We start from the raw sequence: 13,104 nt of genomic DNA on the forward strand, positions 1-13,104 counted from the left end.
GAACGACGTGCACGACGACGACCACATTCCCGATGACCTGGCCGGCCTCTACCACGACGGGCACGTGCGCTCGATCATCACCTCCTACGGCGCGGACCACCACGACGCGCCCACCGGCTCCGCCCTGCTCGCCGACGCCCGCACCCTCCCCCGCCCGGTGGTTTCCCTGCCGGTGGACCGGTGGGGCCCCGATACCACCGGCCGCAACGCCACGGTCCGCCGCCAGGTGATGAGCACCCCCGGCGCCCGGCGCCTGGCGCGCCACACCGCCGAGAAGGCCCGACTGCTACTGGCCGCCCTCCCCACCTGGGCCGGCAACGAGGTGATGCGGGTCGATGTGCACGTGGTTGGCGACCACGGACACCGCCGCTCCGTCGCCCTGGCCGATGAGATCGCCGCCCACCTGCGCGCTTATGGGATCGGCTGCCTGGTCGAACACCGCCACCTCCACCACCCCGCTCCCATTCCGAAGGAGGGCCGGTCATGACCAAGAGCGCGACAGAAGTCCCCCAGGCCCCGCCGGAAACAGCTCCGGCACCCGAGACCTCCACCACGACATCCGACACCACCAGTCCGGCCGCTGCCGCGAAGCCGGGGGTGCGGCACACCCCCGGAGGCCTTCCAGCGGTGCCGGTGGCGGTCAACGCCGCGAACACCGTGATCGGCGGCCTGTCGGCGGCGGTGTTGGCGGTGGGGCCGGGCCTGGTGGCAGCGTCCGCCGCCGGGGCGTTGGCGACCGCCGGGGGTGCCGCCCTGGTCCGCCGGACTCGCCGGGGCCGCACCAACAAGGCCGGTGCCGATCGTCTCGGTGGCGGCCGGGGAGGCGCGGGGCATCGGGCGCCGGGCGCCACCTCGAATCGGCTGCGCTCCGGGTCCCGAGGCTCCGGGTCCTCCGGTGGCGGTCGGGCCGGAGCGGGCCGTGCCCGCGGTTCCCTGCGGGGCGGCCGGGGCGACGGTTCCCGCAGCACGCTCGGGGCCGCGTCCCCGGCCGCATCCGGCCGGGCCGTGCGGCCCGGCGGCGGACGCGGCGGGCGGTCGGGAGCGGCCGGTGTGTCGGTGCCGGCCTCCCGGCGCGGTCCCTCGGTCTCCCCCGGCTCGACCGCCCGTGCCGGGGGTGGTGGCTCCCGGTCCGGTGGCGGTGGGCACCGCGCGGCATCGGGGCCGTTGTCGCAGGTGCGGCGGTTGCGGCGGGAGCGGGCCGGAGTCGACCGGGCCGGTGCCCGGCAGCAGCTCGCCGCGCAGCGCCGTCGGGTGGCCGATGACCGCCGGGCGCTCAAGGCCGCCCGGCACCGGGCCCGCTCGGTGCGGCTGGGCAAGGCCGTCCACCACGGCGGCGCGGCGGGCAGGGCGGCCCGGGCGTTGCAGGCGGCGCGGTTGTCCGGGCGCGAGCGTCGGGACCGTCGCGCCGACGCGCGGGTGGCCGCCGCCCGGCAGCTGGTGCGCTGTGCGGCGGCCCGACGCCGGATGCGCAAGCGGCTGGTGGCTTCCTGGCTGCGCTACCGGGCCCGCACCCTGGCCGCCGCTGGTCTGGCCCTGCCCTTCGGGGTGCTGGGCCTGGTCACAACGCCGCTGGGCCGTCGTCTGGGCTGGGTCTGGTTGCAGTACCCGGGACGCCGTCTGTACCGGCGGCTGACCACCGGTGCCCATGACGCCCACCTGCAACGTGCCCTCGCGGTGCGCGAGCGGGCCGTGAACGAGTCCCGCGCGAGCACCGGTCCGAACGCCGAAGAGATCGCCGACCGGGTGCCGCGCGCCCCGCGTCACCACACCACCTCGATCAAGGGAGCAGACGTGTCGGAGAGCACCGAGAACAGCGGGCCGGGGTTCCTGTTCGACGAGTCGGCGAGCGCCATGGAGAGCGCCGCCCAGGCGTACGAGCCCGACGGGATGATGCACGTCCTGGCGACCTGTGAGGCCATGCCCACCGCCTTGCAGTCGGTGGCCAACACCTTCCAGATCCTCGCCGAGCGCGCCGACTCCGAGTTCCCCCTGGAGAAGGAGGTCGGGGAGGCGCTGACGGAGGTCTACACCCACCTGATGCTCGCGGTCAGCGCGGCCGGGGAGGTTGCCACCACCTTCCGCACTGTCCACGAGCAGGACATCCGTCGCCACGAGGACCCCCGCAACAACGCCGAGCACAAGTGGGACACCACCAACAACCAGCCCTGACCAAACGCCACCCACCCACGGGTGAGGGGCGGTTCCGAAGCCTTCGGAACCGCCCCTCGCCCGTTTCCTCCCGCCCTCTTTCCCCGGTTCTGGAGCCGTGATGAGCGAGCACCACCGACTCAACCTGACCAACCTTCCCGACGAGCCCACCGACAAGAAGCGCCGTGGCGGTGGCCGCCGCTCCCCGCAGGCACCGCCGATCGACTGGGCCGCGCCGCATGGCCCGGTCTCCGGGGCGTTGTCGGTGACCACCGGGGCCGGGGCCGCCGCCCTGCTGGGGGCGGCCGTCGGCGCCCCGCCGGTGCTGCCGCTGGCCGTCGGCGCGGCCGGGGCAATCGGCCACGGCATCGGGCACTCGCTGTTCCGGCGACTGACCGCCCGCACCCTGGCCACCCGCACCGCGTCCTGGCTGCTGGCCGGGGGCTGGACCGCCTGGGCGATGGCCACCGGCCCGCTGTCCTGGGCGGCGGCCGGGTCCCTGACCGTGCTCGGGGTCGGGGTGGCCGCCGCGGCCTCCAACGCTGCCGTCTTCGAGGAGGCCGCCGAGGCCGAGCGGCTGACCGCCGACGCCCGCCGGGCCGCCGCCGAACTGTCCGCCGAACGCCGGTCCATCGCCACCGAGTGGGAGGAGCGCATCTCCCGGGTGTGCCGCATCCCGGTGCGGGTCTTCGCCGTCGAGCACTGGGCTTCGGGCGCCGGGTACTCCATCGCGGCCGAGCTGCCCGGCGGCGGCGCGACCTGGGACCAGATCGCCCGTTCCGCCCGCGCCCTGGCCACCGACGCCCGCCTTCCCCTGGGCTGCACCGTCGGCGTCGAGGAGGGCGACCTGCAAGGCCGCGTCGTGCTGGACGTGGCGACCCGCAACGTCATGCGCGAGACCATCGACTACCCCCGCGACCACACCCCCCTGTCGATCCTCACCGGGATCCCGTGGGGCGTGCGGCCCACCGGCGAGCCGATCGAGGTGTTCCTGCGCGAGGCGTGCGCGTTGATCCTGGGTCCGCCCGGCTCGGGGAAGTCCACCTTCATGGACGCCGTGATCGCCGGATTCGACCGCTGCGTCGACGTACTGACCTGGGTCATCGACCTGAAGGCCGGAGCGGTCGGCATCCCTTGGACCCGCCCCTGGCTCGAAGCAGAAGGCCGCGTCGATCCGCTGCCGGGCACCGAGCCGGCCCCGAAGGGCACCCGACCGGGCATCGACTGGCTGGCCTCCACTCCGGCCGAGGCCGTGCTGATGCTGGACGCGCTGCTGGCGGTCAACGCCGCCCGCCAACAGGCGTACCAACGGTTGATGGCCGAGCACGACACCACGTTGCTGCCCATCGGCCCCGACCTCCCGCAGATCATGCTGATCGTGGACGAGGGTGCCGAGGCCCTGACCGCCACTCACAAGGACCCCGCCCGCAAGGCGGTCGGGGACAAGCTGCGGCAGGTCATGCGCACCACCCGCGCCATGGGGGCGCGGTGCGTGCTGACCGCAGTGGACGGCAACGTCTCCGCGATCGGCGACACCCAGGTCCGCAAGTTCTCCCCCGTCGGCGTCGCGCTGACCTCCGGCGAATCGGTGGGCAACAACCTCGGCAAGCTCTTCCCCCGCACCCGCATCGACACCGCCCAGCTCACCGCCAAGGGGGCCGGGGTCATCGGTGACGCCGGGGCCGAGGGCTTCGCCCCCACTCCCTTCAAGGGCTGGAAGACCGGCCCGGCCATGGTCCGCGCCGTCATCCTGGCCACCAACCACACCCGGCCCGCCCTCGACCGGGTGTCCGCCGAAGCGGCCGGGGCCGCCTACTCCGAGCGTTGGTCGGAGGCGCGCGCCGGATGGCTGTGGAACACCTCCGGTCCCGACCGCCCGGCCACCGCACCGGCCCCGCCAGGCGCCCGGCCGGACGCCGGGCGGCCCGGGGTGCCGGGGTTGAACCTGTCCTACAAGCGCCGTGAGGCCCCGGCCGAGAACATCGACGCGGACGCCATGGCGGCCCGGCTGATGGAACAGATCGACCGGGAATTCGGCACCACCACCGAACCCACCCGGCCCGCACCGGCCGCACCCGGCCCCGGGCTGAACCTCTCCTACAAGCGGGAGCGGAACGAGGAGACCGGGCCCTCCCCCGAGCCCGACGCGCGCCGGGCCGCCTTGGACCTCCTGCACGCCGCCGGCCCCCGGGGCACCGGCGCCTCCGCCATGGAACGGGAGTTGAAGCCGCGGTTCGGCACCAGCCGACAGACCATCGTCGGCTGGCTCAAGGAATGGGCCGAGGACGGCACCGCCGTACGGGTCGGAAGCGGCACCAAGACGCGCTACGTCCACCGCGTCCACACCCCCGAAGAACCCTGACCCACCCGCACCTTGTCGCCTGTCACCCCTCCCCCGCGACCCACCCCCACAGGCCCCGTACACCCCCGGAAACCGCCTGTGACCAGGCACGCGACAAGCGACAAGACAAGACAGGCGACAAGGCGCACGACAAGCAGGACGACAAGACACGCGACAAGCAGGAGCCCCCCGTGCCCGCTTCCGAACGCATCAGCCTCATGGCCGCCGGAGAACTCCGCGACGCCCTGACCGCCCACCGCAACGGCGACCAGGCCGCCGCCGTCGCCGCCCTCATGAGCATCGACCCCGACTCCTGGGCCGCCATCGAACGACGCCTCGCGGCCATGGGCGGCACCGTCACCGAGCTGCTGCCCGACACCCACCGACCCACCCGCTGACCCGGAAAGAGAAACCACCCATGACCGAGATCTGCGAGCCCGAGTTCATCGACGGCACCCCCTACGGCTGCGGCGCCTGCGAGGAATGCCACCAGGACGAGTACGACGCCATCGAGGCCGACGTCGAGATGGGCGTCATCACCCACGCCGAAGCCCTCGACCTCCACCACCGCAACGGCGCTCTCTGACCCGCACCACACACGAGGGCGGCCCCCTCTCGCCAAAGAACCGGGGCCGCCCTCACTCCCCAGTCACCAACAGACCCAAGGAGGTCTCTCCAGCATGACCCATGACCCCCGTTCCGCGCTGCTGTGCGCCGCTGTGGAGGCGGCCGAACGTGGCTGGCCGGTCTTCCCGCTGCGGCCGGGCACCAAGCGCCCGGCCCTGCACCGGGAGGACCGCTGCCCCGCAACCGGCCCCTGTGCGGCCGGGCACCTGAAGTGGGAACAGCGCGCCACCACCGACCCCGAGCGCATCCGCGCCGCCTGGTCGATCCGCCCGTTCAACGTCGGCATCGCCACCGGCCCGGCCGGACTGGTCGTCATCGACCTGGACCGGCCGAAGAACGGATCGGACACGCCTTGCGGCGTGACGACCTTTCGGGCGCTCTGCGAGCGCGCCGGACAGCCCGTCCCGGCCACCCGCCGCATCCGGACCGCGAATGGTGGGGAGCACCTGTACTTCACCGCCCCCGAGGGAGCCCGGTTGGGCAACACCGCCCGACGCCTGGGGCCCGGGATCGACACCCGCGCCCACGGGGGCTACGTGGTGGCGCCCGGCAGCGCCCTGCCCACCGGCGCCTACGAGGTCATCGACCCCGCCCCGGTCGCTCCACTGCCCCGATGGCTGCACGAGGCTCTGAACACCCCCCGCACGTCCTCCTGGGCCCCGGCCGTGCCGGTGGCCCTCCCCGGGCCGGGAAGTGGTCGGCGGGCGGCGTACGTGGCCGCCGCGCTGCGCAACGAGACCACCGGCGTGGCCGCCGCCCCGGAAGGCACCCGTAACCGGGCGTTGCTGCGGGCCGCCCGGGCATTGGGTCGGCTGGTCGCCACCGGCGAGCTGACCCGATCGGTGGTCGAGGAGGCTCTTAAGGCAGCGGGGATGGCGGCGGGACTGCGCGAGAGCGAGTGCACCCCGGTGATCACCAGCGCGCTGAACTGGTCGATCACCCACAACACCCCCGGGCGGGCCGCATGACCGTCCCCGCCCCCCGCTCCCTTAACAGCCCCTCCGCACCCACCGAGCGGCCCGACCACGCCCGAGAGCATCGGCCCCCGGTGCCGGTGGGCGGCCGACAGGTCGTCGCCCGAAGGGCGCCCGAAGAAGGCTCGAACCCGCACCCGCCCACCGGACGGTTCCCCGTGGCGTGGCTGCACATCGTCGCCCCCGGACGCGGCACCACCCCGACCGCGAGCAGCTGGTGCGAGTGCGGGCACCGGGCCCGCGCGGTCGGCCGGGCCCGGGTGCTCGTCCTGATCGACACCCACCGGACGCACCGGGAGTTCTGCCCGCTGCGCACCACCACGACGAACGAGAGGAGGTCGGCCGCATGAGCACCGAACCGATCGACGGCGCGACCCTGCTGGACGAGGTGGAAGCCTTCCACCGCCGCTTCAACGCCTTCCCCACCGAGGCCGCCTACGTCGCAGTGGCCCTGTGGGACGCCCACACCCACCTCCTCGACTGCTTCGACTCCACCCCCCGCCTGGCGTTCCTCTCCCCCGAACCGGGGTCGGGGAAGACCCGGGCCCTGGAGGTGTGCAGCACTCTGGTTCGCCGTCCCATGCACGCGGTGAACGCCTCCCCCGCCGCCCTGTTCCGGGCCGTGGCCGACACCGCCGGACGGCCGGTCGTCCTCTTCGACGAGATCGACACCGTCTTCGGGCCGAAGACGGCCAAGGACAACGAGGACCTGCGGGGGCTGCTCAACGCCGGGCACCGCCGCTCCGGGGTCTCCTACCGGTGCGTGGGCGACGGCAACACCCAAACCGTGGTGGCCTTCCCGGCGTACTCCGCGGTGGCGCTGGCCGGGCTCGGTGGCCTGCCGGACACCATCATGGCCCGCTCCATCGTCATCCGGATGCGGCGCCGGGCCCGCAACGAGCGCGTGGAGCCCTACCGTCACCGCATCCACGAACCGCAGGGTCACGCGCTGCGTGATCGGCTCGCGCTCTGGGCCGATCAGGTCCGTGAGCGGGTCGACGGGGTGTTCCCCGAGATGCCCGAGGGCATCACCGACCGCCCCGCCGATGTGTGGGAGCCGCTGCTCGCCGTCGCGGACGCGGCCGGGGGCGCCTGGCCCGAACGCGCCCGGGCCGCGTGCGTCGAGCTGGTCAACGCCGTGGCGGACGACGACCGGGCCTCCCTGGGCGTGCGGCTACTCACCGATCTGCGGGACGTCATCTTCCCCGGGGAGACGGCCGTCTCCAGCGTCGAGATCCTTCACCTGCTCAACGCGATGGAAGAGGCCCCCTGGGGCGACCTCGACGGCCGGGCTCTCACCCCGCGGGCCCTGTCGAAGATGCTGCGCGAGTACGTGACCGCCGCGGGGAAGCCCATCGCGCCGCGCCCGCTGCGCATCGGCGGCCAGGTCGTCAAGGGCTACCACCGCGATGACCTCACCGACGCCTGGAACCGCTACTGCCCCCCACCCCCCGAAACATCGGTAACACCGGTTACAACCACCCCCACACCGCTCCCCACCTGCGGTGACGAGGTAACCGGACCCGGGGCCGGTAACCGATACGCACCGGTCACAGTCGATGCCCCGTAATCCGAGCCGTATCGGTTACATCCACCCTCCGGTTACGCCGGAAACCCCCTCCCACCTGCGGTGTAACCGAAACAACCGATGTAACCGACTTCTCCGGCCGAAGGAGTGCCCCACCGTGGCCCGCACCGAGATGCTCAAGCTCCCGGATGTGCTCGCCGAAATCGGCATGAGCCGCGCCGCCTTCTACCGCATGAGGGCTCGAGGGAAGGCCCCCAAGCTCATCAAGCTCCCCAACGGTCAGCTCCGCTGTCGCCGGCACGACCTGGAGCAGTGGTTGGAAAGCCACGAACAGACCGCAGCCGCCTGACCACACCGCACCACCGAGGGGCCCGTCCGTACCGACGGGCCCCTCATCCATGAGGAGACCTGATGCCGCTCACGTACGACGTGAGGATCTACGCGATCGAAACACGGAAGGACCGACGCAAGGCGTTCCGTCTGCACTGGTTCGTCGGTGAACGCAAGTACTCCAAGAGCTACGCCCTGCGGGCCCAGGCCGATGGCCGCAGGTCCGAGCTGATGTCGGCGGTTCGGCGGGGAGAACAGTTCGACACCGAGACCGGTCTGCCGGCCTCCGAGGTCCGGGCGCTCCGGGGAGCAATCACCTGGTACGAGCACACGCGGTTCTACATCGAGCGCAAATGGCCCGCGGCTCCGGCCAAGTCCCGCAAGAACTACGCAGATGCCCTGGCCACCATCACTCCCGCACTCGTCACCACCACGGTTGGGCGTCCGGAACCGAAGGTGTTGCGTCGTGCCCTGTACGGCTGGGCGTACAACCTCCTGCGCTGGGAGCAGGAACCGCCGGGCGAAGTGGCCGAGGCACTGCGCTGGATCGCCACACACTCCCTGCCCGTTTCCGCGCTGGAGGACGCGAGGAACGTGCGGCTCGCCCTGGACGCGCTCGCCCTGAAGTTGGACGGGACCCCGGCGGCCCCGAAGACGGCTCAGCGCAAGCGTGCCTGTCTCAGTGAGGTACTGGGGCTCGCTGTCGAAGAGCAGTACTTCTCATCGGCCATCAATCCCCTGAGGACCGTCAAGTGGTCCGCGCCCAAGTCGGTCGAGGAGGTGGACCCCGGAAGCGTGGCGAACCCGCGGCAGGTCCGGGAGTTGCTGCGCGGCGTTCGCGAGCAAGGAGCGCGGGGCGCCCACCTCGAAGCGTTCTTCGGGTGTCTGTACTTCGCGGCGATGCGGCCGGCGGAGGCGACGGCGTTGCGAGCGGACCAGTGCCACCTGCCGGAGAGAGGGTGGGGGACGTTGACCCTGAGGCAGGGGACCGTGCGCGCGGGCCGGGCCTGGACGAATGACGGGAGGGCTCACGAGACCCGGCAACTGAAGGCCCGGGCGGAGAAGGACTCGCGGCCGGTTCCCATCCCTCCGCACTTCGTCGCCCTGCTACGGCGTCACCTCACGACGTACGGCACCGCGCCCGACGGTCGACTGTTCCGGACGAACCGAAACGGTCCGTTGCAGGAGACCGGCTACGGAGAGGTCTGGGCGGCGGCCCGCGCCGCCGTGCTCTCCGAGGCGGAGGCGGCCTCGATGCTCGCCCGGCGCCCGTATGACCTACGCCATGCCGGGGTGTCGTTCTGGCTCAGCTCCGGAGTCGATCCCGCCGAGTGCGCGCGTCGTGCCGGTCACTCGATCGCGGTACTGCTCCGGGTCTACGCGAAGGTGGTGTCGCACACCCGGGAGCGCGCCAACACTCAGATCGAGAGCGCGCTGGGCGAGTGGTTCGGATCCGGGGAACACCTGGGGAAGACGGACTGATCCAAGCCGGGATACGGGCGGTACGGGGTGAGACACCCCGCGCGGTCGTCCGTCGGTACCCGAACACGATGAAACCCCCTCCGACCTGCGGTTTCGCAAGGTCGGAGGGGGTTCTTCGTTCCGGTGGCGGCGCCAGGATTCGAACCTGGGAAGGCTGAGCCGGCAGATTTACAGTCTGCTCCCTTTGGCCACTCGGGCACACCGCCTCGGGATGTCATCCTGCGGCGCGCTGGGGCGCCTCGGCGACGGGGTAAACCATACCCGATGGGCGGGGGTGGTCCGCCACTCGGTTCGCCTCGGGATGATCACCGGGGCGTCGCACTAGGCTGGGCGCCCGGATATCCGTTCCCCCGAGTCACGCACGAGGAGCCAGACCATGGCCGACTCCAGTTTCGACATCGTCTCGAAGGTCGATCGGCAGGAAGTGGACAACGCCCTGAACCAGGCCGCCAAGGAGATCGCGCAGCGCTACGACTTCAAGGGTGTCGGTGCCTCCATCGACTGGTCCGGCGAGAAGGTCGAGATCCGGGCCAACGCCGAGGAGCGCACCAAGGCCGTACTGGACATCTTCCAGTCGAAGCTGATCAAGCGCGGCATCTCCCTCAAGGCCCTGGAGGCGGGCGAGCCGCAGGCCTCGGGCAAGGAGTACAAGCTCTTCTGCACGGTCAAGGAGGGCATCTCCACCGAGGACGCGAAGAAGGTCGCCAAGCTGATCCGCGACGAGGGACCCAAGGGCGTCAAGGCCCAGGTGCAGGGCGACGAACTGCGGGTCAGCGCCAAGAGCCGGGACGCCCTGCAGGAGGTCCAGCGGTTGGTCCGCGAGAAGGACTTCGACTTCGCGGTCCAGTTCGTCAACTACCGCTGAGCCGGTCGGCCGGTCGCATCGACCGGCACGCCGACGGGCCAACAGGCCCGATCGGCGATCCGAGCGGCGATTCGCCACGGGGGCACGTGGGTACTCCACGGCCCCCGTTGGGCTTTTCGGGACCCGTTTTCCCGGCGTCGCCCCGCGTTCGTCGCCCCGCGCCCGTCACCGCGCGTTCGTCTCCCCGGCTCCGCCACCGCGCCCGGCGGTCGGGTTGGGCATCACCCCGGCCGAGCCGGCCCCCTTTCGCCCTCCTCGCCCTCGGCGGCACGCCGCGCCCGGTGTGCCGCCGAGGGCGAGGAGGGTCGCGACCCCGGCGACGGCGGCGAGGATCAGGTGGAGGTGGGCGTACCCGCCCACCGCTCCCGCCAGGGCGGTGGCCGCCACCGGTGCGAGTGCGGCGGCCACGGTGACCGGGGCGGCGAGGACGGCCGATTGCCGGCCGTAGTGGGCGGTTCCCCAGCGGTCGGCGATGGCGGTGGCCTGTAGAAGGGTGTGGTTGCCCCGGATGACCCCCACCAGCACGGCGAGTGCCACCAGCAGCGGGAGGGGTCCGGGGACCACCCCGAGGGCGAGGGTGCCGGCCGCTCCGAGCCCCAGCAGCAGAACCGTTCGGGGCCCGACCCGCAGCCGGCGGGCCAGTGGCGCGTACAGGAGTCGGCCCAGCACCTGGCCGATCCCGCTCAGGCCCAGCGCCCACGCCGCGAGGGTCGCGGACGCGCCGCGTTCCACGAGGAGGGGCACGAGGGTGATCACCACGGCGAAGACGGTGAAGCCCTTCAGGGTGAAGGCCGCCGCGAGCATGAGGAAGGGGCGACTGCGGAGCACCCGCGCGGGGGACGCCGGGGCCGAACCGTCCGCGTGCTCGACGGGTGGCCAGGGGGCGCGCAGGGCGAGGGCGTGCGCCGGGATGGTGACGAGGGCCAGGATCGCGGCGAGCACCAGGTAGGCGACGCGCCAGTCGTGGCCTTCTGCGAGCACTGCGGTGAGCGGGGCGAAGAGCGTCGAGGCCAGTCCGCCGGCGAGGGTGAGGACGGTGAGGGCGCGCACCCGTGCCGGCCCCCACCAGCGGGTGAGGGCGGCGAAGGCGGGCTGGTAGAAGGTGGCCGCCATGGCGATGCCCGCGAGCAGCCAGGCGGCGGCGAAGACCCGGAGGTTCGGGGCGAGGGCGAGGAGCACCACGGAGGCCGTGCCGAGTACCGAGCCGGTGGTCATCACGGCCCGGGGCCCGCGCCGGTCGATGATCCGGCCGACGGGCACGCCCACCGCGGCGGAGACGAGCAGACCGGCCGAGAACGCCCCGGTCGTGGCGGCCGGTGACCAACCGGTGTCGGCGGTGATGTGCGGGAGGAGCACCGGGAAGGCGTAGTGGAGGACGCCCCAGCCGGCGATCTGGGTCGCGCACAGGGCGGGCAGGACGCCGCGCGGCGGGGTGCGGGCCGGGACGGCGGCCCCGGCCGCGGCTCCGGCACCCGGGACGACGGCGGGCGCGGTCGGGGCCCCGTGCGCGGTCGGGGTGGTGGCGGGGAGGGCCGGTTCGGCCCGGGCGACCGGGGCGGGCCGCCCGGTGTGCGGTGCGGTCACGGGGTCCGTCCGTCCTGCCCCGCGTTCCGGCCGGTCCGTTTCCCGACCGGATCCCGCTGGGCTTATCGATGTCCGTCGAAGTATTGCGGATCATCATGACAGCTGATTCGATGCACATCAACATAGACAGACACCTAATCAAAGGAAACCGATGGAGCACATCGAGATCGCCGTGGTGGGTGGCGGGCAGTCCGGGCAGGCGGCGGCCCGGGCGTTGCGCGCCCGGGGGCTCACGCCGGTGGTGCTGGAGGCGTCCGACCGCCCGGCGGGCTCCTGGCCCCGCTACCACGACGGCCTGACCCTCTTCTCCCCCGCCCGCCACAGCGCCCCCGCCGAGCTGCCCTTCGACGGGAACCCCGACCGGTACCCCGGCCGCGACGAGGTCGTCGCCCACCTGCTGCGCGGCGCCGAACTCCTGGACGCCGGCATCCGCCTCCGCACCCGGGTGCGGGAAATCCGCTCCCGGGGCGGCGGCTTCGAGGTGATCACCGCCGAGGGCGGACGGTTGACGGCCCGGGCCGTCGTCACCGCCTCCGGTTCGTTCGGCAACCCCCACCGCCCCGCACTCCCCGGCCCCGGTCCCTTCACCGGCACCCTCCTGCACGCGGCGGAGTACCGGGAACCCTCCCCGTTCGCCGGACGGCGCGTGGTGATCCTCGGCCTCGGCAACTCGGCCGTGCAGATCGCGGCCGAACTCGCCGGCGTCGCCCGGGTCACCCTCGCCGGCCGGGGACGGATCCGTTGGACCCCGCAACGCCCGCTGGGTCGGGACCTCCACCACTGGTTGACCGTCACCGGTCTGGACTCCGCCCCCGTCGGCCGCCTGCTGCGCACCCCGCCCCGGCAGCCCGTCATCGACGACGGGCGGTACCGGGCCGCGCTGCGGGCCGGCGGGGTGGACGCGCGGCCGGTGTTCACCGCCGTGGAGGGGACCCGGGTCACCTGGCCGGGCGGCACCGTCGAGGAGGTGGACACGATCCTCCTGGCCACCGGCTACCGTCCCGACCTCGGTTATCTCGCCCCGCTGGGTGTCCTCGACGGACGGGGCGCGCCCCGTCACCGGGGTGGCCTCTCCACCGTCCGGCCGGGCCTGGCCCACCTCGGCCTGGAGTGGCAGCGGTCCCTGTCCTCCAACACGCTGCGGGGTGTGGGGCGCGACGCCCGTCACGTCGCCCGGGCCCTGGAACGGTTCCTGCGGCGCGGGTGAGCGGCCCGCCGCGCGAAA

13 protein-coding genes and 1 tRNA gene are annotated in these 13,104 nt (G+C 73.1%); 12 read left to right on the forward strand and 2 right to left on the reverse strand.

The window, feature by feature from the left end; all coding sequences use genetic code 11:
- Positions 1–7 precede the first annotated feature (7 nt).
- The 10 genes from LZF96_RS01215 to LZF96_RS01260 all read left to right on the forward strand — a co-directional run bounded on the left by LZF96_RS01215 (position 8) and on the right by LZF96_RS01260 (position 9,430).
- On the forward strand, positions 8–487 hold the full coding sequence (locus tag LZF96_RS01215; RefSeq protein ID WP_233864740.1) for an RNase adapter RapZ: 480 nt from the start codon (positions 8–10) through the stop codon (positions 485–487).
- Positions 484–2,169, forward strand: a complete 1,686-nt coding sequence (locus LZF96_RS01220) for a hypothetical protein (RefSeq protein WP_233864742.1) — start codon at positions 484–486, stop codon at positions 2,167–2,169. Before LZF96_RS01215 ends, LZF96_RS01220 begins: the two co-directional genes overlap by 4 nt.
- 100 nt (positions 2,170–2,269) lie before the next feature.
- Positions 2,270–4,510 carry a hypothetical protein gene (locus tag LZF96_RS01225; protein WP_233864744.1) on the forward strand — a complete coding sequence of 747 codons (2,241 nt, stop codon included), beginning with the start codon at positions 2,270–2,272 and terminating at the stop codon, positions 4,508–4,510.
- Between the two features lie 170 nt (positions 4,511–4,680).
- Positions 4,681–4,887, forward strand: coding sequence for a hypothetical protein (locus tag LZF96_RS01230; RefSeq protein WP_233864747.1), 207 nt, complete (start codon positions 4,681–4,683; stop codon positions 4,885–4,887).
- A 20-nt stretch (positions 4,888–4,907) separates the two neighbouring features.
- Positions 4,908–5,075, forward strand: coding sequence for a hypothetical protein (locus LZF96_RS01235; protein WP_233864749.1), 168 nt, complete (start codon positions 4,908–4,910; stop codon positions 5,073–5,075).
- Between the two features lie 94 nt (positions 5,076–5,169).
- Positions 5,170–6,084 (forward strand): bifunctional DNA primase/polymerase, encoded by a 915-nt coding sequence (locus LZF96_RS01240; RefSeq protein ID WP_233864751.1) that lies wholly within the window; start codon positions 5,170–5,172, stop codon positions 6,082–6,084.
- 164 nt (positions 6,085–6,248) lie between these two features.
- A complete protein-coding gene (locus tag LZF96_RS01245) occupies positions 6,249–6,440 on the forward strand; it encodes a hypothetical protein (protein WP_233864753.1) in 192 nt (63 codons plus the stop codon).
- Complete coding sequence (locus tag LZF96_RS01250; RefSeq protein ID WP_233864755.1) at positions 6,437–7,660, forward strand: DUF3631 domain-containing protein; 1,224 nt, start codon at positions 6,437–6,439, stop codon at positions 7,658–7,660. Before LZF96_RS01245 ends, LZF96_RS01250 begins: the two co-directional genes overlap by 4 nt.
- A gap of 115 nt (positions 7,661–7,775) precedes the next feature.
- Positions 7,776–7,967, forward strand: a complete 192-nt coding sequence (locus tag LZF96_RS01255; RefSeq protein WP_233864757.1) for a helix-turn-helix domain-containing protein — start codon at positions 7,776–7,778, stop codon at positions 7,965–7,967.
- Positions 7,968–8,029: 62 nt separating this feature from the next.
- The gene (locus tag LZF96_RS01260) at positions 8,030–9,430 is read left to right on the forward strand and encodes a tyrosine-type recombinase/integrase (protein ID WP_233864759.1); all 1,401 of its coding nucleotides are present in this window, start codon (positions 8,030–8,032) and stop codon (positions 9,428–9,430) included.
- A 124-nt stretch (positions 9,431–9,554) separates the two neighbouring features.
- Here LZF96_RS01260 and LZF96_RS01265 read toward each other — a convergent pair.
- Positions 9,555–9,636, reverse strand: a tRNA-Tyr gene (locus tag LZF96_RS01265).
- A gap of 170 nt (positions 9,637–9,806) precedes the next feature.
- On the opposite strand from LZF96_RS01265, the gene LZF96_RS01270 reads away from it, so the two are divergent.
- On the forward strand, positions 9,807–10,295 hold the full coding sequence (locus tag LZF96_RS01270; RefSeq protein ID WP_233864761.1) for a YajQ family cyclic di-GMP-binding protein: 489 nt from the start codon (positions 9,807–9,809) through the stop codon (positions 10,293–10,295).
- Positions 10,296–10,460: 165 nt separating this feature from the next.
- Here the strand turns inward: LZF96_RS01270 and LZF96_RS01275 are convergent, their stop codons facing one another.
- Positions 10,461–11,879, reverse strand: a complete 1,419-nt coding sequence (locus LZF96_RS01275; RefSeq protein ID WP_233864762.1) for an MFS transporter — start codon at positions 11,877–11,879, stop codon at positions 10,461–10,463.
- 151 nt (positions 11,880–12,030) lie between these two features.
- Between LZF96_RS01275 and LZF96_RS01280 the strand changes: the two genes are divergently transcribed.
- Entirely contained in the window at positions 12,031–13,086 is a 1,056-nt protein-coding gene (locus tag LZF96_RS01280; RefSeq protein WP_233864764.1) for an NAD(P)/FAD-dependent oxidoreductase, read from the forward strand.
- The last annotated feature ends 18 nt before the right edge of the window (positions 13,087–13,104 follow it).

The sequence above is a fragment of the Streptomyces sp. ST2-7A genome, assembly GCF_021390475.1.
Lineage (GTDB): Bacteria > Actinomycetota > Actinomycetes > Streptomycetales > Streptomycetaceae > Streptomyces.